At 33.3% G+C, this 19,364-nt stretch carries 22 protein-coding genes; 16 read left to right on the forward strand and 6 right to left on the reverse strand.

The window, feature by feature from the left end; all coding sequences use genetic code 11:
- The first annotated feature begins 101 nt into the window (after positions 1–101).
- The 12 genes from ACQH2P_RS02825 to secD all read left to right on the forward strand — a co-directional run bounded on the left by ACQH2P_RS02825 (position 102) and on the right by secD (position 10,394).
- Positions 102–824 carry an alpha/beta hydrolase gene (locus ACQH2P_RS02825; protein WP_425362912.1) on the forward strand — a complete coding sequence of 241 codons (723 nt, stop codon included), beginning with the start codon at positions 102–104 and terminating at the stop codon, positions 822–824.
- An 85-nt stretch (positions 825–909) separates the two neighbouring features.
- Positions 910–1,065, forward strand: coding sequence for a hypothetical protein (locus ACQH2P_RS02830; protein WP_425362913.1), 156 nt, complete (start codon positions 910–912; stop codon positions 1,063–1,065).
- Positions 1,066–1,077: 12 nt separating this feature from the next.
- Positions 1,078–2,466, forward strand: a complete 1,389-nt coding sequence (gene lpdA, locus ACQH2P_RS02835; RefSeq protein ID WP_425362914.1) for a dihydrolipoyl dehydrogenase — start codon at positions 1,078–1,080, stop codon at positions 2,464–2,466.
- A 40-nt stretch (positions 2,467–2,506) separates the two neighbouring features.
- Complete coding sequence (locus ACQH2P_RS02840) at positions 2,507–2,761, forward strand: hypothetical protein (protein ID WP_425362915.1); 255 nt, start codon at positions 2,507–2,509, stop codon at positions 2,759–2,761.
- 46 nt (positions 2,762–2,807) lie between these two features.
- On the forward strand, positions 2,808–3,002 hold the full coding sequence (locus ACQH2P_RS02845) for a hypothetical protein (RefSeq protein ID WP_425362916.1): 195 nt from the start codon (positions 2,808–2,810) through the stop codon (positions 3,000–3,002).
- A 27-nt stretch (positions 3,003–3,029) separates the two neighbouring features.
- On the forward strand, positions 3,030–3,596 hold the full coding sequence (gene atpH, locus ACQH2P_RS02850; RefSeq protein WP_425362917.1) for an ATP synthase F1 subunit delta: 567 nt from the start codon (positions 3,030–3,032) through the stop codon (positions 3,594–3,596).
- Between the two features lie 160 nt (positions 3,597–3,756).
- The gene (gene atpA, locus ACQH2P_RS02855; RefSeq protein WP_425362918.1) at positions 3,757–5,316 is read left to right on the forward strand and encodes a F0F1 ATP synthase subunit alpha; all 1,560 of its coding nucleotides are present in this window, start codon (positions 3,757–3,759) and stop codon (positions 5,314–5,316) included.
- Positions 5,317–5,318: 2 nt separating this feature from the next.
- Entirely contained in the window at positions 5,319–6,200 is an 882-nt protein-coding gene (atpG, locus tag ACQH2P_RS02860; protein WP_425362919.1) for an ATP synthase F1 subunit gamma, read from the forward strand.
- A gap of 213 nt (positions 6,201–6,413) precedes the next feature.
- The gene (gene atpD, locus ACQH2P_RS02865; RefSeq protein WP_425362920.1) at positions 6,414–7,847 is read left to right on the forward strand and encodes a F0F1 ATP synthase subunit beta; all 1,434 of its coding nucleotides are present in this window, start codon (positions 6,414–6,416) and stop codon (positions 7,845–7,847) included.
- A gap of 13 nt (positions 7,848–7,860) precedes the next feature.
- Positions 7,861–8,259: an ATP synthase F1 subunit epsilon gene (gene atpC / locus ACQH2P_RS02870; protein ID WP_425362921.1), complete on the forward strand. Its 399-nt coding sequence runs from the start codon at positions 7,861–7,863 to the stop codon at positions 8,257–8,259.
- 171 nt (positions 8,260–8,430) lie between these two features.
- Positions 8,431–8,838, forward strand: a complete 408-nt coding sequence (yajC, locus tag ACQH2P_RS02875; protein WP_425362922.1) for a preprotein translocase subunit YajC — start codon at positions 8,431–8,433, stop codon at positions 8,836–8,838.
- A gap of 2 nt (positions 8,839–8,840) precedes the next feature.
- A complete protein-coding gene (gene secD / locus ACQH2P_RS02880) occupies positions 8,841–10,394 on the forward strand; it encodes a protein translocase subunit SecD (RefSeq protein ID WP_425362923.1) in 1,554 nt (517 codons plus the stop codon).
- A gap of 194 nt (positions 10,395–10,588) precedes the next feature.
- On the opposite strand, the gene ACQH2P_RS02885 is transcribed toward secD, so the two are convergent.
- From ACQH2P_RS02885 to ACQH2P_RS02910, 6 genes are all read right to left on the reverse strand, one after another.
- Positions 10,589–11,911, reverse strand: coding sequence for an IS5 family transposase (locus ACQH2P_RS02885; protein ID WP_425362501.1), 1,323 nt, complete (start codon positions 11,909–11,911; stop codon positions 10,589–10,591).
- A gap of 235 nt (positions 11,912–12,146) precedes the next feature.
- Complete coding sequence (locus ACQH2P_RS02890; protein WP_425362924.1) at positions 12,147–12,284, reverse strand: hypothetical protein; 138 nt, start codon at positions 12,282–12,284, stop codon at positions 12,147–12,149.
- A gap of 116 nt (positions 12,285–12,400) precedes the next feature.
- Entirely contained in the window at positions 12,401–13,162 is a 762-nt protein-coding gene (cysQ, locus tag ACQH2P_RS02895; RefSeq protein ID WP_425362925.1) for a 3'(2'),5'-bisphosphate nucleotidase CysQ, read from the reverse strand.
- Positions 13,159–13,944, reverse strand: coding sequence for a DUF2608 domain-containing protein (locus tag ACQH2P_RS02900; RefSeq protein WP_425362926.1), 786 nt, complete (start codon positions 13,942–13,944; stop codon positions 13,159–13,161). The genes cysQ and ACQH2P_RS02900 overlap by 4 nt, the downstream gene beginning before the upstream one ends.
- A 58-nt stretch (positions 13,945–14,002) precedes the next feature.
- A complete protein-coding gene (locus tag ACQH2P_RS02905; protein ID WP_425362927.1) occupies positions 14,003–15,154 on the reverse strand; it encodes a DUF2608 domain-containing protein in 1,152 nt (383 codons plus the stop codon).
- Positions 15,108–16,847 (reverse strand): hypothetical protein, encoded by a 1,740-nt coding sequence (locus ACQH2P_RS02910; RefSeq protein WP_425362928.1) that lies wholly within the window; start codon positions 16,845–16,847, stop codon positions 15,108–15,110. Before ACQH2P_RS02910 ends, ACQH2P_RS02905 begins: the two co-directional genes overlap by 47 nt.
- 350 nt (positions 16,848–17,197) lie before the next feature.
- On the opposite strand from ACQH2P_RS02910, the gene ACQH2P_RS02915 reads away from it, so the two are divergent.
- The 4 genes from ACQH2P_RS02915 to ACQH2P_RS02930 are packed head-to-tail and all read left to right on the forward strand — an operon-like array spanning position 17,198 to position 19,364.
- Positions 17,198–18,079 (forward strand): DsbA family protein, encoded by an 882-nt coding sequence (locus tag ACQH2P_RS02915; RefSeq protein WP_425362929.1) that lies wholly within the window; start codon positions 17,198–17,200, stop codon positions 18,077–18,079.
- Between the two features lie 12 nt (positions 18,080–18,091).
- Positions 18,092–18,370: an AtpZ/AtpI family protein gene (locus ACQH2P_RS02920; protein ID WP_425362930.1), complete on the forward strand. Its 279-nt coding sequence runs from the start codon at positions 18,092–18,094 to the stop codon at positions 18,368–18,370.
- On the forward strand, positions 18,360–19,088 hold the full coding sequence (locus ACQH2P_RS02925) for a F0F1 ATP synthase subunit A (RefSeq protein WP_425362931.1): 729 nt from the start codon (positions 18,360–18,362) through the stop codon (positions 19,086–19,088). The genes ACQH2P_RS02920 and ACQH2P_RS02925 overlap by 11 nt, the downstream gene beginning before the upstream one ends.
- A 51-nt stretch (positions 19,089–19,139) precedes the next feature.
- Positions 19,140–19,364 carry a F0F1 ATP synthase subunit C gene (locus ACQH2P_RS02930; protein ID WP_425362932.1) on the forward strand — a complete coding sequence of 75 codons (225 nt, stop codon included), beginning with the start codon at positions 19,140–19,142 and terminating at the stop codon, positions 19,362–19,364.

Here is a 19,364-nt window from a genome sequence, read left to right on the forward strand (position 1 = left end):
GAATGTATTTAGTTATCTTGAAATATGTGAAGTAGCATGCTATAATTTTTGCTAATTTGTCTTAGTGGTCGATATAAATTAATGTATGATAGTGTATAATTATGGCTGAAGTTTTTTTTAATGGTCCTGCCGGTCGGATTGAAGGACTATATACTAAATCTAGTGATTCTAAAGCTCCGCTTGCTTTGGTATTACACCCACATCCACTTCACGGTGGTACTATGAATAACAAAGTGGTTTACAACGTGTATAAAACATTAGTATCTAATGGATTCACAGTACTCAGAATTAATTTCCGGGGAGTTGGACGCTCTCAAGGAGAGTTTGATAATGGTGTTGGTGAAATGACTGATGCTGCAACAGCACTTGATTGGTTACAGCTTAACAACCCTACTGGTAGTATAAATTTGATAGCAGGCTTTTCTTTTGGAGCATGGGTAGCCATGCAACTTATCATGAGAAGACCAGAGATTAATAATTTTATTATGGTATCTCCACCAGTAAATAAATATGATTTTTCCTTCTTGTCTCAATGCCCTATTTCCGGCTTTGTAATACAAGGTGACAATGATAGTATTGTGTCAGAAGAATCAGTGCTTGAGCTGGTAGGTAAATTGTCTAAGCAGAAACATATAACTGTCGACTATAAGCTCATCCAAGGAGCCGATCATTTTTTTCGGAACAAAATTGGTGAATTTACCCAGGCAATTAGTGATTACTTACAATTAAGGTTATTGAATAATAAGGCTACTCATTTAAATAAGGACTTTCTTACTGAAGGAAAATTAGCAAAAAAATCTCTTCAAAAGGTTTTCTTAGATTAACTTCAATTAGCCATTGGTTATATAACTAACCTGGTTAGTATTATGTGTCATTGCGAGAAGCTACTTTAGTAGTGACGAAGCAATCTTGTTTTGTGTTATCCCTGCTTCAGTGCGGGATCTTAGATTCCCGCCGTTGCTAAGAATAACAACTTACAATTGCTTCGTTGGCTTACGCCTCCTCGCAATGACGGAGGTTAGTCGGGTTAGCGGTAGAGAAAACATTAAAAGGCAATATGAATAAGTGGAAATATTAATGGAAAATTATGATATAGCAATTATTGGGGGGGGGCCTGGTGGTTACGTCGCTGCAATTAGGGCAGCACAACTGAATAAAAAAGTTGTGTTAATTGAGAAAGAGCATTTAGGAGGGGTTTGTTTAAATTGGGGATGCATACCAACAAAAGCACTACTTAAATCAGCTGAATTATTTCAGAAAATTAGGCATGCTCAGGATTATGGTATTATAGTCAATGAACCAAGCTTTGATTTAAAAAAAATAGTACAGCGTTCTAGAGATATATCTGCACAGTTAACATCTGGCATTAAGTCCTTACTAAAGAAGAATAAGGTTACTAGCATTGATGGTACTGCTGTACTTGGAACCGGCAAAGTGATAGATATCGATAGTAACGGTCAAAAAATTTCGATTAAAGCACAAAATATAATAATTGCCACAGGTGCAAGGTCTAGAATCTTAGATGGATTTAAACCAGATGGTAAGCAAATTATTACCTCTAAGGAAGCTATGATGCTGGATAAATTACCAAAATCTATGATTATAGTTGGATCAGGAGCGATTGGTATAGAATTTGCTTCATTTTATAACTCTTTAGGAACAAACGTCACCATAATTGAAGTGCAAAATAGGATTTTACAGGCTGAAGATGAAGAAATTTCTTTAATGGCACGAAAAACTTTTGAAAAAAAGGGTATAAAAATTCATACTAATAGCAAGTTATTAAATCATAGTCAAACACAAGATCATGTTGCGATTGAAGTTGAGATAGAAGGAAAGAACCACAAAATACAAGCTGAAACTTTGCTGATGGCAGTTGGTATAGTTGGCAATACGGAAAATCTTAATCTAGAAAAAACTAATATTAAAATAGAGAAAGGTCATATTATTACCAATCAGTTTATGCAAACTGGTGAACAAGGAATTTATGCAATAGGTGATGTCACATCAGCCCCATGGCTTGCACACAAGGCAAGTCACGAAGGTATTATTGCTGTAGAAACTATTGCCGGGCTTAAAGCTCATCCGATAGAGAAGCTTAATATTCCAGGCTGTACTTATTCCTCACCGCAGATTGCTAGTGTAGGACTTACTGAAGAACAAGCGAAAAAAGCTGGTTACCAAGTAAAAATTGGCAAATTCCCATCTATCGCTAATGGTAAAGCTTTAGTTGATGGTTGTACTGAAGGGATGATTAAAACGATTTTTGATGAAAAAACTGGAGAATTGCTAGGAGCTCATTTGATAGGTGAAGAGGTTACCGAACTAATTCAAGGTTATGTAATTGCTAGAACTATGGAAGGTACAGAGCTTGATTTAATCAATAGTATTTTCCCTCATCCAACCTTATCTGAAATGATGGGTGAGTCAGTATTGCAGGCTTACGGTAGAGCCATTCATATTTGACTTATGCAAGAAGTCTAATAATTTTTTCTAAATATACTTAGTGGTAAGGATAGATTGTGTTATAAGTATAGCTAATATTACTCCGTCTATTAGCGAGGAGTGCATAAGCACGACGAAGCAATCTAAGAAACTGATTAGAAATGGATTGCCACTACACTCGCGTGGTCTCGCAATGACGAATTACCCAACGTCATTGCGAGAAGCTACTTTAGTAGCGACGAAGCAATCCAGGGAAAAGTTAGATTTGGATTGCTTCGTCGCAGCGAAGCTACTCCTCGCAATGACGTATAAGTAAGTATAGCTATGGCAAGAATCTTAAATTTAAATGTGAGGTAAAAGCAATGAGTAAGATGAATATTGAAGATTATGAAACTTTTCCACGAAAGCGGCGAATAAATATTGTTATGCGGCATGGTGTATCATTTGGTTCGGCACTGGCTATGGCTATTTCGTTTAATATCAACCACTCTGTGTTATGGGCAATCTTACATGGTTTGCTTTCCTGGCTTTACGTGGCTTATTATTGCTTGGTTTAGTTAGAATTTTATGGATATAACAACATAATGATCAACAATCAATTAGTACAAAATTATACTTCTGCGTTATTTGATAATGCCCTAGCTAATGCTTTGGAAGATAGAATATTTGAGCAGATTACGATTATTGATCAATTTATCAATGATAATCTACAAATCAAGGATGTGATATTTTCTCCTATAGTAAAGGATATTGATAAATGTAAAATAATTGAATTAATTACCAAAAACTTTAATGTTGAATCTATAGTTAAGCAGTTTTTGTTAATATTGCTAAAACATTCACGTATGCCTATTTTATCAAATATAGTGGTATTATACCAACAACTACTTAATAAAAACAGAAATATTAAGATGGTAACAATAACTTCTGCTAAAATTTTGCATAGTAAAGAAAAGCAATGGTTAACAAAATATTTAGAAGCTGATTTTCAGCAGAAAGTTGCTATAAATTTTAGTCAGAATCAGTCAGTTATTGGTGGTATTATTATACAATATGACAGCATAGTTAGGGATTACTCTATTGCTGGAATGTTAGAAAAAATAATGAAAACCTTAAAAACTGCAAAACGTCATTGCGAGGAGCCACTTTAGTGGCAACGAAGCAATTGTAAGTTGTCATTCCCGCGTAGGCGGGAATCTAGATACCTGCTTTCGCAGGTATGACACAAAACAGGATTGCCACGACCACTATGTGGTCTCGCAATGACGTTGGTTAGAAAGTTTTTAAATAAATTTTACGAGGGAAATGTTTATGGGTTCTACCCAAAAATTAAAGGCTGTTGAACTTGCGGAAGTGCTAAAAAAAGAAATTGCTAATATTGAACAATTTAGTGATTTACGAGAAGTAGGGCAAGTTATAACAGTTGGGGATGGTATAGCTAGAGTATATGGCATCGATAATGTAAAAGCTGGTGAGGTAGTTGAATTTGCCTCAGGGGTGAAAGGTCTTGCTCTTAACCTTGAAACAGACTCTGTAAGTATCATATTGATTGGCGATGATCGAGAAGTAAAACAAGGTGATTCGGTAAAAAGAACTGGCAAGATTATACAAGTACCAGTTGGTAAAGCATTGCTTGGAAGGGTCGTTGATGGTATGGCAAATCCTATTGATGGTAAGGGTGAGATTATAACTGATAGCTATAGAAATATAGAAGAAAATGCTCCGGGGATCATTGCTAGACAAAGTGTTAGAGACCCAGTACAAACGGGCATTAAAGTGATTGACGCCCTAATTCCTATTGGCAGAGGTCAGAGGGAGTTAATTATTGGTGACAGGCAAGTAGGGAAAACGGCAATTGCTATCGATACGATTATTAACCAGAAACAAGCCCATCTTGACGGTGATGAAAAAAATAAGATTTATTGTATTTACGTAGCTATCGGTCAAAAAAGATCGACTGTTGCCCAAGTAGTAAAGAAATTAGAAGATTCAGGAGCCATGGAATATACGGTAGTTGTCGCAGCCACTGCCTCTGATCCCGTTGCGTTACAATATGTGGCACCTTACACTGGCTGTAGTATTGGCGAGTATTTTCGTGATAATGGCATGCATGCATTAGTCATTTACGATGACTTGAGTAAACACGCTGTTGCCTATAGACAAATCTCGCTATTACTTAGAAGACCACCGGGGCGTGAAGCTTATCCGGGAGATATATTCTATCTACATTCTAGGTTACTGGAACGAGCAGCAAATATGTCAGATAAAGATGGTGGTGGTTCTCTTACGGCTTTGCCAATTATTGAGACCCAGGCGGGTGATGTGTCTGCATATATTCCAACCAATGTTATATCAATTACTGATGGACAGATTTTTTTAGAAAATGAGCTGTTTTATAAAGGTATTAGACCAGCGGTAAATATTGGTATATCAGTGAGTAGGGTAGGATCAGCTGCACAAGTAAAATCTATGAAACAAGTAGCAGGAAGTGTCAAACTTGAATTAGCGCAATTTAGGGAATTAGCCGCTTTTGCTCAGTTTAGTTCAGACTTAGACAGTTCAACTAAGCAACTTATTGCACATGGTACAAGGCTAAGCGAGATATTGAAGCAGGATCAATATGCCCCCTTCTCTGTTGAAGAACAGGTAGTAAGTCTTTATGCTGGGGTAAAAAATTATCTCGATAATATTCCTGTTGAATTAGTAAAAGACTTTGAACATAAATTACTCCAAGAAATAAAACTTAAAGAAAACGATATTTTATTATCTATTAAAAATCAGGGGCAAATTACTAAAGAAACGGAAGGAAAGTTAAAATCTTTCTTAGAAAAATTTGTACAGAACTTTCTTACTGACAATAAGGTTAGGTAGCTATGTCCGGTTTAAAACAATTAAGGTCTCGTATTAAGAGTGTTAAATCAACGCAGAAAATTACTAAGGCTATGCAAATAGTTTCGGCTACCAAATTTACCAAAGCCAAAAACCAAATTAAGGACTCAGAAGATTATATTGAGATTTTACAGAATACGATGTCTAATGTAGCGTCTAAGAATAATTTGCAAAATATGGCTGAAGGGGAAAGAAAATTTTTTTCAGAAGAATTATATTTAAGTGATGTGAGTAAGCCGCACCTGCTGGTAATAATTACCTCGGAACGCGGTTTATGCGGGTCTTTTAATTTTTCAGTATCCAAACAGGTGAAATTTGATATTGCAAATTTGGAAAATGCTGGTAAACAAGTAAGGCTTATTATTATTGGCAAAAAAGGCTACGATCTATTCAAATGGCAATATTCTCATTATATTGACAATTATTATGATTTTCCCAAATATTATAATAATAATTTGGCATTTCAGATTAAAGATAAAATAATGGAGATGGTAAATAATTCTAAAATTAGTAGTTGTCAAATATATTTTAATAAATGTAAAAACGCTATGACCCAGATTGCAACTAAACAGCAAATATTACCCATTGAAAAACAGCTATCTTCAAATGAGCAATATTTAAGCTATCAATACGAAGGTGAAGGGCTTATTTTGAATATGATTAATCTTTATGTAACTGCACAAATTAATTATGCTTTTCTACAAAGTAGAGTTAGTGAAGAAGGGGCTAGAATGACAGCGATGGATAATGCGACAAAAAATGCTAATGAGCTTATTAATAAGTTAACATTAACGCTTAATAGATCTAGACAAGATTTAATTACTAGAGATTTGATTGAAATTATTGCAGGGGCAGAAGCTATATAAAATTAATTAGGTGGGTGAATAGCTAGTCATTGTGAGCGAACGTATGTGAGCGTGGCAATTGTAAGCTGTCATTCCCGTGTAGGCGGGAATCTAGATCCCGCACTGAAGCAGGGATGACATAAAACAGGATTGCTTTGTCGCCACTAAAGTGACTTCTCACAATGACGATCAGAGCCTAATTTACTATAATACTTAGGATATGTAAGGAAAAATATGACAAAAACTATCGGTAAGATTGTGCAAATTATTTCAGCTGTAGTCGATGTGCAGTTTAGTAGTGATGGAAAATTGCCGAAAATTCTCAATGCACTTGAGTGCTATAATAATGAAGAAAAGGTGATATTAGAAGCATCACAGCATATAGGAGATGATATTGTTCGATGCATATCTATGAATCCAACAGAAGGGTTAGTAAGAGGTCAAGAGGTGGTAGATACTGGAGATACCATTAAGGTACCTGTTGGCACTGAAACGCTTGGACGCATAATGAATGTAATTGGTGAGCCAATTGATGAAAGGGGTGAAATTAAGGCAACTAGCTTTGCTTCAATTTACCGACCAGCCCCCAATTTTGTTGACCAGTCAACTGAAAAAAACATTTTGGTTACAGGAATTAAAGTCATTGATCTGTTAGCTCCTTATTCAAAAGGGGGGAAGATTGGGTTATTTGGTGGTGCTGGGGTAGGAAAAACAGTATTAATTATGGAGCTTATTAATAATATTGCCAAAGCTCATGGAGGATATACAGTTTTTGCCGGAGTTGGAGAAAGGACTAGAGAAGGCAATGATTTGTATCATGAAATGATTGATTCTAATGTAATTGATTTAGAGAATCCAGAAAAATCTAAAGTAGCCCTGGTTTATGGACAAATGAACGAACCGCCCGGTGCAAGAGCTAGAGTTGCTTTAACTGGACTCACTATAGCCGAAAGTTTCAGGGATTTAGATGGAGGACAGGATGTGTTGTTTTTTGTCGATAATATTTTTCGCTTCACGCAAGCTGGTTCTGAGGTATCAGCCCTTTTAGGTAGAATACCTTCGGCAGTTGGTTATCAGCCAACATTAGCAACTGATATGGGTGAGTTACAAGAGCGTATTACTTCAACAAAGTTTGGGTCAATTACTTCGGTACAGGCTATTTATGTGCCGGCAGATGATCTAACTGACCCTGCTCCTGCTGCCTCTTTTACCCATTTGGATGCAACGACTGTACTTAGTCGACAAATTGCCGAGCTTGGTATTTATCCGGCAGTAGACCCGCTTGATAGTGGTTCACAATTGCTAAGTCCTGCAATTGTTGGAGAAAGACACTACTCAGTCGCTCGTGAGGTACAAAAAGTTTTACAGACCTATAAATCCCTGCAAGATATAATTGCCATTCTAGGAATGGATGAGTTATCGGAAGCAGATAAATTAACTGTTGCTAGGGCAAGGAAAATTCAACGATTTTTATCCCAACCTTTCCATGTTGCCGAAGTATTTACAGGTATGGCTGGAAAGCTTGTTAGTTTATCTGACACTATTGAAGGGTTTCATGGCTTGGTTTCCGGCAAATACGATCATTTACCAGAAGCAGCTTTTTATATGATAGGTAGTATTGACGAAGCAGTAGAGAAAGCTGAAACACTTAAAGCCAAAGTAGCATAAGTGGGTAGCATAAGTGAGCAAAGTAATTAGAGTTAGAATTGTAACGCCGACAAATATTGTGTTTGACCAGGAATCTCAGATGGTGACAATGCACGGAGAGTTAGGAGAATTTGGTGTTTTACCTGGTCATGAGTTATTGATTGCTAGTTTAAACGCTGGTTTGACAAAAATAACAGTAGGTAATTCTGTATTCAAATATTTTGTCTATTCAGGATTAGCTGAGGTTACGGATACTAAGGTAAATATAATAACTGAATTTGCTGTTGATACTAGCAATTTGCAAGCACATGAAATAGCTGGAAAGATAGCATTGTTAAAAAGAGAAATAAATGAAGAAAATGACGATACAAAAAAGGATATTATTAAATTAGATATGGCTAGATACCAATCTTTGCTAACTTGTCTGGAGTAAGTATGGCTCATTACTCCGTCATTGCGAGACCACGTGAGTGTAGTGGCAATCCATTCTAGTCACTGTTTGTTTGGATTGCTTCGTCGCTACTAAAGTAGCTCCTCGCAATGACGTCAGTCCATAACACAACTACTTTTACTATAGTAAAAACAAAACATTAGGAGATATATTATGTTTATAGAAAACGCCTACGCAGATGACGATACAATATCAATCAAAGAAACTGAAGAAGTAGTTCCAGCAGCACCTGAATCATCTATGCAGTCAGTACTAACAAGCATGGTGCCGATGGTATTGATTTTCATTGTATTTTACTTTTTTCTAATTAGACCACAAGAAAAACGTCGTCGGGAGAAAGAAAGCGTGGTAAGTAGCGTTAAAAAGGGAGAAGAAGTAGTAACTAATAGCGGAATCTTTGGTATAGTCAGCAAGATTAACGATACTGACAACACAGTAGACCTTGAAATATCCGAAAATATACGAATCAAAGTTTTGAAATCCGCAATACTCGATATTACAAGTCGTCATAAAAAAGAAGCTATAGCTGTTAACAAAAATAAAAAAGACAAAGGAAAATAACGGTGCAGAATATTGCTAAATGGAAAATATACCTGTCTATTTTATGTACATTAGGGGCATTTATTTGTGCTTTACCTAATTTTACAACTATAGATTCTAAAATATTACCAAACTATAAGGTAAATCTGGGGCTTGATTTAAGAGGTGGAGCTCATCTATTGTTAGATGTAGATTTTGATGCCTATTTAAATGATACAATGGAAAATTTGACCGATCATTTACGGAAATATTTACGGGAAGATAAGGTAGGCTATAAAAATCTTATCGCTAAAAATCGTACGGTGCAGTTTGAATTGAGAAACCCAGAAGATTACAAAACGGTGAAAAATATCTTAGGTAAAATCGACCAAGAAATTACTGTAGAAAACGATAATTCTAATGTTAAGCTTAGCTATAGTGATTCTAAACTTGCCGAATTAAGACATAAGGTAATTGCCCAATCAATTGAAATAATTAGAATGAGAGTGGATAGTACAGGTACTAAAGAACCTAACATCCAAAGGCAAGGCGATAAACATATATTACTCCAGGTACCAGGTGAGGAAAACCCACAACAACTCAAAAATATTCTTGGTAAAACTGCAAAACTAACCTTCCATTTAGTTGATGAAACTGCCAACATACAAGAAGCAGTAAATGGACGCTTACCCTCTGGTTCAATCTTAGTTAAAGGAGAAAATCCAGATAAAAAAGAATATTACGTAGTTGTTAAGAAAAAAGTTATTGTTAGTGGTGAACAACTAATAACTGCCCAAGCTTCTTTTAACCAAAATACCCAACCGGCTGTTGCTTTTTCCTTTAATAATCTTGGTAGCAAATTATTTGCAGAAATAACCAAAAATAATTCTGGCAAGAGGCTTGCCATCGTGCTTGATAACAAATTATTAAGTGCTCCAGTAATTAATGAACCAATTCTTGGAGGAAGCGGTATAATTTCAGGTAATTTTACTGTTGAATCAGCCAATGAATTAGCCTTGTTACTTAGAGCTGGTTCGTTACCAGCCCCTTTAAAAATAATAGAGGAACGGAGCATAGGACCAAATCTTGGAGCAGATTCAATAGAGGCGGGCAAGAAAGCAGGTTTGATTGGTTTTGCTAGTGTAGTGATATTCATGATTTGGTCGTACGGAATTCTTGGAATTTTTGCCAATATAGCATTAAGTCTAGCGTTACTTTATATTTTAGCTTTATTGTCACTTTTCCAAGCTACATTAACTTTACCAGGAATTGCTGGTATAATATTAACGATTGGCATGGCAGTTGATGCCAATGTACTCATTTATGAAAGAATAAGGGAAGAACTTAAAAAAGGTGCATCTAACCTGTATGCTATAAGGACAGGGTTTGAATCAGCTTTTGCGACAATCCTTGATTCAAATGTTACAACTTTGATAGCAGCATTTTTACTTTTCATATTTGGTGTTGGTGCTATAAAAGGCTTCGCGGTAACACTAACTATTGGTATAATATCATCGATGTTTTCTGCAATTATTATTACTAAATTATTAATTGATCTTTGGATTAAGTACCAAAATCCAAAAAGTCTGGGGTTATAGCTAGTCTCCCCGTCAAAAGTGCAAAAAATTAAAAAATTAGCAGCTTAGCAAAAAATTTTTTGTATAAAATTTTAGAGTTTAATTCTTTTGATGTAAATTTTTAATATAAAAAGATGATTTCTAGAAATTTTTTGCACGATGATTTGTTAACGATTTTGTAATCGTTTGATTAATTTTCTTTTATTGAGTCATTTTTATGTAGAAAAATTTGTTTTGAGAAGGTGATTACCAATACACCGTAAGTTCAATCCTACAGCGGAAATTAACGGATTTATTATATCTCCTATTACTCCTTTTAAGTAATTTCTGCCAACTCTACCATAATGCTTAAGGTGTCCTATTATCGGCTCTATAGCACTTCTTCTCTTGATCATTGCCTTATCATCTGAGGATAGCTTCTTCTTGCAATATGGGCTATACACCTTGTCTTTTTCTTTAAAATTATTCCCCTTATAGCCTAAATCAACAAATGTCCTGGCTATTCCCACTCCTGTTAATTTCTTTACAACCTCTACAGTCTGCGATAATGTATGACCATCATATGGATTGCCATGAAATGATTTGGCCGCTAATACAAAATTACCTCGACCACTTACTGCTATCGAAACCTTGTTACCAAACTCATAGGGTTTGTTTAATTTCCCTTTACCTATGCACTCTACCTCCGGTGCGTGAAAACTATATAATACTTTATTATCCTCCTTATATCGCTCTTTCTCTGCTTTACTCAGTATAGATTGTGCCTGAATCTTTTTAATCTTATTTAGTATTTCTTGCTGCTTTAATGACAAACTTAACTTTGTTTTTGCTATTTCTCGCTGACATATTCTTATTAAACGACCCAGCAATATCTTTAAATGTTGCATTACCTTCTTACGTTTTTTGGCTTTACTATTATCCTTATATTTCCATAATTTTACTATGTCTTTTTTATATTGCTTGGCATATGTCTCATGTAACTTAATGCCTAAAGTATGACATAACTTTACTAGCTCTATTCTTGCCTTATCCATCAAATACACATCATGAGGATACTTAATATTCTTAATTTGTACTGTAGTATCAACGATTATCGATGCTAAGTCTTTTTTTTTAAGCACTCCGACTTTGCAACCAATTCTTGTTAATTCTTTTAATATCTCATTATATCCTTCTTCCCCTAATATAGCACGAAACCTTCGTATACTAGCTTCTGATATCTCAGCATCTTTCTGCAAATATTCCCAACCACAAAAATATTGCCAATATACGTTCTCTCTCAGCTCTTCTTCAGCTGCAGCATCTGACAGGTTATACATCGCTTGCAGCATAGTTACTCCAAGTAATAACCTGTGACATCTGCGATTCCTACCAAATTTCTTGATATTAACATTTGTCAATAACCATTCCTCTAAAACAGTCCAATTTATTAACGATCTTAATTTATATAACTTGTTATTAGGGTTTAATTCTTCGGTCAATTTATAACCAAAAAGCTGTCCTTGTTTTTGGGATTTTATTATATCTTCTATCGGCATAATTCATACAATCCATAAGGTTTCTGCCAATATTATAGCATTTTCTTATGGATTATCTAGATATTTTTACCCGCTAACCATATTATATATTATCCTTCTAGACTTTTGACGGGGAGACTAGCTAACCAGGGCTAACATTATTCCGTCTATTAGTGAGAAGATACTTTATTAGTAGCAACGAAACAATGCAAATTGATCGTTTTCATTGCTTCGTCTCCACTAAAATTGCTCGTCTCTAGGTTCTGTTGACAAAATTTATAGTGAAACCTATTGAATTAGGTGATACAAACTTTGTGTCATACCTGCGAAAGCAGGTATCTAGATTCCCGCCTTCGCGGGAATGACAACTTACAATCGTTATGTTCTTTATCACCTAATCCTATGAGCATAACTATAAATTGTTTATATTTTGTCAACAGAACCTAATAGACGCTAGTTTGCATGGATAAATGCTAATCGTAGCTATAGGTTGATATAAGAAATATAATATTACAATGAAGTAAAAATAGGGAAATATCGACTATAAGCATAGAAATGAGGATTCTGGAAATTCTTCTTTTGATAAACTAATTCATTGCCATCTAAATCAACAACATTCCCACCATTAGCTTTAATTAACGCGTGACCCGCTGCGATATCCCATTCCATAGTTGTCCCAAATTTGGGATAAATATCGGCTTTCCCTTCTGCTATTAAACATAATTTAATTGAGCTTGGTACACTAACTACTTCAGTAATTAAATGTTTCTCTAAAAAATTCTTAATATCTAAATTGGAGCAACGCGAGCTAACAACAGCACTATAGTGATTTCTAGGTAAGGCATCAACGCTTACTTCCACATTATTTTGTTCAATTCGTAAAACATTATTAGCATCTGTATAATGTAATTTATGCATGGATGGTTGATAGATAAAACCAATAATAGGCATACCATTTTTTATCAATGCAATATTTACTGTATATGTATCCTCGCCTTTTACATAACTTTTTGTACCATCGATCGGATCAACCAACCAAAATTGTTCTTCATTTAAAGTAACTATCTCTCTTTCTTCACAAATTACAGGAATATTAGGTGTTAGCTCTTTTAAGCCATCATATATAAAATCACTAATTTCTTTATCAGCATTTGTTACAGGTGAATTATCATCTTTATAAGAAACTATTAACTCTAAATCTCTTGTTATTAGAGCAATCCTTCCAGCTTCGGTAATTAAACTTCTTAAAGACCTAATTAAATTAACCATCATTTGTTATTTTCTATAAATTGCCTAGCATCATCATCTTCTAACCACTTTCCTGTTTTTAATAAAGTTTGTTGTTGCAACTTCACTATATTAGCCTGTGGAGTGCCTTTTAATTCTGTAACCGCTAAATATTCTATGCCATAATAATCTATGTCAACTGTTTTGAGAAAATTATCTAGATATTTTAATTCACTTTTTCTATTCTCAAAAATTATAATGTTATCAGGTAAAATATTTGTGATACGCATAAACTCATATAGTGCCTGAGCTTTATTTAAAAAATCAGTAAATATTATGCCTTTATAAAAAATGGGTGACCTTTGATCAGTCTCATCAAATTTTAATATTTCCTTATTATTAACTTTATCAGTAAATTTAATACCAAGTCTACTCAGTTGCTCATATTGCCATTCCTCATAATTTTCAATCCTTCTACATGCTGGGTTAATTTTAGTAAATCCAAAAACCAAAGCCCCAGAATTCTTTAGCTTATCAATAAATTTCGACCAATTAGCTTCTACTAACATAACTTGTCTTTGCAGTATCAACTTAGCAATTATTTCATCCATATTGGAATGATACTTTCTCAAAGCAGCAAGTTCTTCAACAAACCCTGCATAAGGATTAGCATAACGAAACATATTAGATTTAGGTGTAATTATTGTATCATCAATATTGATTAGCACTAAGCTATTTGCCACAATTTTTTCAAATAAATTTCTTACCGTAACAGAATCTATGGAATAAGTAGGAATAATTATTGCATAACTTGTGTATGGTAACATAACAAGAATTAATAATAATTTTGACTTATGCAGGAAGTTTAATAATTTTAATAAAAAATTATTTTTTATTGTCATACGGATTTATACTTTTTTGATTCTTAACTTTAATTTTGGCATTGTTTCTTTTTGTGGCATTTACCTTATTAACCAACTCATTGAATAATTTTATAAAATCATGAGAACTGAATATTGATTCTTTTGTGTCAGATAATCGATAATTATAACCAATAAACATCACATTATTGTCATAATTTCTCAGTTGACTTTCCATTACATTTAACTCACTGGAATTCTCATCAACCATTATTAGGACTTTTGGCATGAATTTCACTTCTATTAAGAAATTCAATATTAACCCAAATGAAGGATTATTATTGCTACTCAATATACCTTGATAAAATGTCGGATAAGTATTATCAAAAGGCTCCATGTTATTAAAAATAAGATAATTATGTTGAGGGAAACTTTTAGATAAATCAATATTAAATTTCTTTAAATAATCAGCCTTCCATACTTCTAGTTTCTTTATATTGTTAAAGTTACCAGTTAAACTACGGTCACTAACAATTACTGGACTGCCTTTATCCATTACATCTTTTATAAATTTAGGCAGATTGTTATCTAATAACTCATTTTTATACTCTGTAAACAATATTGTATCAATATAAGCTACCTTTGATGATTTAATTGATTTAAATAATTCAGATAGCTTAGATAATTCATTTTTATTCAATTGGTTAATTGGTGGAAAAAATGATTTGAATATAACTTTGTCTCTTCCTAGAACCAGCAATATATCCTCGGGGGAATAATTATTGCATAATTCTTCATATTCCTTATTTATTTGCTCCAAACTATCAGTATTAACAATCTTGCCATATGCTATTAATGGCAATAGTAATAGCGTGTAAGCCATAAACTTCTTGAATAATTTTATATAACTAACCCGATTAGCATTTAGCCATAGTAAACTGGCGTCATTGCGAGGAGGCATAAACCGACGAAGCAATCCATTTCTAATCACTTTTATGGATTGCTTCGTCGCTACTAAAGTAGCTCCTCGCAATGACGTCTGTGAATTTGGCGTAATGTTAGTCGGGTTAGCTATACTCTTCAAAGCAGAGGCGTATAGTTTTAATGTAGTTTCTCTAATTATCATAGCCCTATAGTTTTGTGGTAGCTTCTCTTGGAAGTAACATAGTATATTCATTTAGAGTCCTCTTGAGGCTGTTAAGTATGGTAAGCTCATTTTTTTTCCTAGTAAATACATAATATATTATTTTACTTATAGTGGTGCGTTTTTTAACTTGCATAACCAATTCCTGATGAACAATTGCTTGAATTGTAGTTAAATTACCATTCATTAAGAATTGTGATAAAAGCTGAAGCTGTTCAGTACTAAAAGTTGTCAGTAATATTCTAATGATTACTGTAACATAACCTGCAGGAGTTGTTATATTAGTCCTCCTGACATATTTTTTAAAATTTAAACTAAATGTTTTATTTAAATATTTATCACTAAAAATTTCTACAAAATTTATTTCACGTAATTGTTTTATTACTGTTTCCCTTTCCTGTTCAATTATCCTCATTTTAGTTGAAGTAACATTGCTATTTACCTTATAGTCAGCTGCGATTTTACAGGCTATTACTTGTTGTATAAATTCTGCATAATGCATATCTTTTTTTAACAATGAGCTAATATTGCTAAATAGCAGTTGATACCTAGTTTTTAAGGCATTTTTTGTAAAACTATCTAAAGAAATATATCGTTTAATAATTTTAGTTTCAAGTTTTGAAGAAAACTTAGATTCAATAGAAGAAATCATTAAAGAAATAGTATGACCACTTTGAATATTTTGAGTTAACCTTTTTCTAATATAAGCTAGTATATAATTAAGATCAGGATCTACGGTTATATTGAACATCCTGATAGCATTTATATGCTTTATAATATTAATTAAAACTTCATGCATAAAGCTATTTCGCTGGAGTAGAAATCTTTCTACTATAGCAAATTCTGTATTTTCTATCTGATGTATCATGATATTATAATTTTCAAATGATTCTAAAAGATCATATCTTGAATTATTAAATTTATTGGAACTCTTCCTAAATCTTGACTCCTCATGTATTCTTATCAAAATGTGGTTTATAATTTTAGATTTAACACATAGATCTTTTAGTCTATTATATAAGCAAATTAACTTAGCATTGGTTAATTCCATTAATACATTGTGATCATTTATCAGAAAGTTAGTAATTTTTTCAAAAATATATTTATAATCTACTAAGTTCTCTTCTTTCAGTATTAATAATATATTGGCATGGAATAACAATGGGACAGAGTCTTTCTTTATATCAACGGTAGAATCAATCTGCCATAACTCTTTAATAAGCAATAATTGATCTAAAAGTAAATGTTGTTGTTCTGTTGACAGATTATCTAAATTCACAATAATTGCAGTCGCCTGTAGATTATTGATAACATCTTGATTCTTAATATCTTCAGTTATTAATAGGCAGCAATGTTGCACAAACTTTTCTGCTAAATCCATTACTGTTTTTAGTGCTTGATTATCTTCTTCATGATGTGAATTAGAAGAATATTCTAAATAATCCAATAATTGCTTAAGAGAGGTAGCAAAATTTGTTATTTCTTCCATTTGATATTTTTGTTGCTTTAACAGCCCAATGGCAAGTGTTCCATGCTGTTCAAGAATATATCTCAAGTTCTTTTGACTATTAGAACTAAGATAATCAAGCAAATCACTATTTTGTTGTAGAATTTTTATAATACTAAAAGTACGCAAAGACCTTTTTAAAGTATTGGGATACTTACAAGACACGATATATTCAGAGCTTAAAGAGACGAAACAGTCTTTTAATCTTTTTTCATACATAACTAATAATCCCTACTGTATACTTGAATGATTTGGAGAATTGGATTTGAAAATGAAGGGCGAACACACGCAGCGTACATGAGGTACGTGAGTATGCGAGTCCCTGATATTTCCAAATCCAATTCTTCAAATCATTCGAGTATATCAACCAAATTGTCAATATTATACCATCCTATTAGCAAATCAACCAACAACTCTATTAGAGATTTAATATAATTCCTACAGATATGGGGGTAATATAAAATATATTGTCTTTAAAATGCAAGTTTTTATTGCTTAAAGATAAGTAAAACTTTATGTTTAATAAACAAATCAGGTTTTAATTTAACTTAAAAGAATATATCCAAACTATGCGTAATATCCTTATCATTCTAATCTCATTATTGTTAATATCATGCTCAGAAGAAAGTGACAAATCTAATAATGAAAACAAGCAGTCTGATAATAAGGCTGAGGTGAGTCAGGAAAAAACACCAATAGAAGAAAATAATGACAACCTTGCTAATGACAAATTAGACATAACAGTTGATAATCAGGAAACGGAACAGCCAGACCGTGCAATTTCAACTAATACGGATAAACCTATAGATACGACAACGGATTCTGCAAAAACTGAATCTGCTGATGTAAAGACTGATATACAGGTTGTTAGTCTACCACAGATGCCCTATAAGCCGACGTTCAATGTTAGCCGAAATGATATAGTCCTTGGTAATATTAAGGCAAATGTAGTGGTAGTTGAGTATTTTTCTCCAACTTGTCCGCATTGTGCCTATTATCATGACATAATTCTACCAAAACTTAAAGAAAAATATATTGACACCAATAAAATTGCTTACATAATTCGTGAATTTATTGGTAATAAACAGGATTTAGATGCAGCAATTTTGCAGCGTTGTCCAAATAATACAGATAGTTTTCTTAAATTCCAAAGCGTAATATTGTCGCAACAAGATAAATGGGGAGTCAGCAATAGATATCGTGAATTGCTAACAAATATAGCTCAAATTGGTGGAGTGTCAGCAGAAACTTACGCTAAATGTCTTAATGATAACCAAATTGTTGAAACATTATTAGCCAATACTAACCTTGCTGCTAGTGCTCCAAATTTTGTTGGTACACCTACATTTTTTGTCAATGGTATACAAACCAACGGCTATGATTTGCAAACTCTTTCTAAAGAAATTGATAAAGCATTAAACAGCTCTACTACTAACCCTATACTTAAATGATAGGAATGTATTTTGGGACAAAAAGAATTAGAAGATATACAAGAAAGGATTAAGAAATTTAAAACAAATAATCCTCAGTGTCCTAAACTTAATCCAAAAAAACAAATTGATGCGTTTGCTATTGCACTAGATTTGGTTTCTAGCGTGATGTTGGGATTGATTGCTGGTTTTACATTAGATAAGTTGTTTAATTCTAAACCATTTTGTATTATAATATTCTTAGTGATAGGTATGCTTACAGGTTTTAGAATAATTTGGCAGAAATTAAATATAAAAAATAATGTCCCATAGTCCTTTAGATCAATTTGCAATAAAGAAACTAGTAGAAATTAACTTATTTGGTTTTGATATTAGTTTTACCAATTCCAGTTTGTATATGCTGCTTGCTGGGGTTATAGCTCTGTTGTATTTTTATTTAGCTTTAAAATCAGAAAAAATTATTCCGTCTAGATTACAGCTTAGTGCAGAAATAATTTATGATATAATTACAGTGACGTTAAGTCAAAATGTTGGAGAGAAGGGGCGTAAGTTTATACCATTAATTTTCACTTTGTTTATGTTTATTTTATTATGTAACTTGCTCGGAATGATTCCTTACGGATTCACTGTTACTAGTCATATAGCGGTAACCTTTGCCTTAGCAATCATGATATTTTTTATGGTGACAATTATTGGTTTTATTAATCATGGGGTCCATTTTTTATCAATATTTTTACCTAAAGGCACTCCTCTTTGGTTGGCTCCTCTGATGATCGTAATAGAATTATTCGCATATCTAGCAAGACCCATAAGTCTATCTTTAAGATTAGCGGCTAACATGATGGCAGGACATGTATTATTAAAAGTGATGGCAGGATTTATAGTTTCATTAATGATTTTCCTTAAATTCTTGCCAATTCCACTAATTGTTGTCCTTATTGGATTTGAGATTTTTGTAGCAATACTTCAAGCTTATATCTTTACAATTCTTGCTTGTGTATATTTGAATGATGCTGTAAATTCACATTAGACTTACCTAGGTAAGTCTATTAAAATTTTTATATTTAGGAGTTTATATAATATGGATACGACGTCTCTAAAATTTATTGGTGTAGGGCTTATGGCTATTGGTATGCTAGGGGCTGCCATTGGTGTAGGTAATATATTCAGTGCGTTGCTAAATTCAATTGCTCGTAACCCTTCAGCTAGTGATCAATTACAAAGAGTGGCATTAATTGGAGCGGGGCTTACCGAGGCTATGGGTTTATTCTCGTTTGTAATTGCAATTTTACTAATATTTGCTTAA

The organism is Candidatus Tisiphia endosymbiont of Hybos culiciformis (assembly GCF_964030975.1).
In the GTDB taxonomy this organism is placed as follows: domain Bacteria; phylum Pseudomonadota; class Alphaproteobacteria; order Rickettsiales; family Rickettsiaceae; genus Tisiphia.

What these genes read in the sequence shown, in the direction of transcription:
- atpA (WP_425362918.1), top strand. Translation starts at nt 3,757, where the DNA reads ATGGGTTCTACCCAAAAATTAAAGGCTGTTGAACTTGCGGAAGTGCTA.
- yajC (WP_425362922.1), top strand. Translation starts at nt 8,431, where the DNA reads ATGTTTATAGAAAACGCCTACGCAGATGACGATACAATATCAATCAAA.
- ACQH2P_RS02910 (WP_425362928.1), bottom strand. Translation starts at nt 16,847, where the DNA reads ATGTATGAAAAAAGATTAAAAGACTGTTTCGTCTCTTTAAGCTCTGAA.
- atpH (WP_425362917.1), top strand. Translation starts at nt 3,030, where the DNA reads ATGATCAACAATCAATTAGTACAAAATTATACTTCTGCGTTATTTGAT.
- ACQH2P_RS02900 (WP_425362926.1), bottom strand. Translation starts at nt 13,944, where the DNA reads ATGTTACCATACACAAGTTATGCAATAATTATTCCTACTTATTCCATA.
- ACQH2P_RS02825 (WP_425362912.1), top strand. Translation starts at nt 102, where the DNA reads ATGGCTGAAGTTTTTTTTAATGGTCCTGCCGGTCGGATTGAAGGACTA.
- ACQH2P_RS02915 (WP_425362929.1), top strand. Translation starts at nt 17,198, where the DNA reads ATGCGTAATATCCTTATCATTCTAATCTCATTATTGTTAATATCATGC.
- ACQH2P_RS02930 (WP_425362932.1), top strand. Translation starts at nt 19,140, where the DNA reads ATGGATACGACGTCTCTAAAATTTATTGGTGTAGGGCTTATGGCTATT.
- atpD (WP_425362920.1), top strand. Translation starts at nt 6,414, where the DNA reads ATGACAAAAACTATCGGTAAGATTGTGCAAATTATTTCAGCTGTAGTC.
- atpG (WP_425362919.1), top strand. Translation starts at nt 5,319, where the DNA reads ATGTCCGGTTTAAAACAATTAAGGTCTCGTATTAAGAGTGTTAAATCA.
- ACQH2P_RS02845 (WP_425362916.1), top strand. Translation starts at nt 2,808, where the DNA reads ATGAGTAAGATGAATATTGAAGATTATGAAACTTTTCCACGAAAGCGG.
- ACQH2P_RS02905 (WP_425362927.1), bottom strand. Translation starts at nt 15,154, where the DNA reads ATGAATATACTATGTTACTTCCAAGAGAAGCTACCACAAAACTATAGG.
- ACQH2P_RS02925 (WP_425362931.1), top strand. Translation starts at nt 18,360, where the DNA reads ATGTCCCATAGTCCTTTAGATCAATTTGCAATAAAGAAACTAGTAGAA.
- ACQH2P_RS02885 (WP_425362501.1), bottom strand. Translation starts at nt 11,911, where the DNA reads ATGCCGATAGAAGATATAATAAAATCCCAAAAACAAGGACAGCTTTTT.
- cysQ (WP_425362925.1), bottom strand. Translation starts at nt 13,162, where the DNA reads ATGATGGTTAATTTAATTAGGTCTTTAAGAAGTTTAATTACCGAAGCT.
- lpdA (WP_425362914.1), top strand. Translation starts at nt 1,078, where the DNA reads ATGGAAAATTATGATATAGCAATTATTGGGGGGGGGCCTGGTGGTTAC.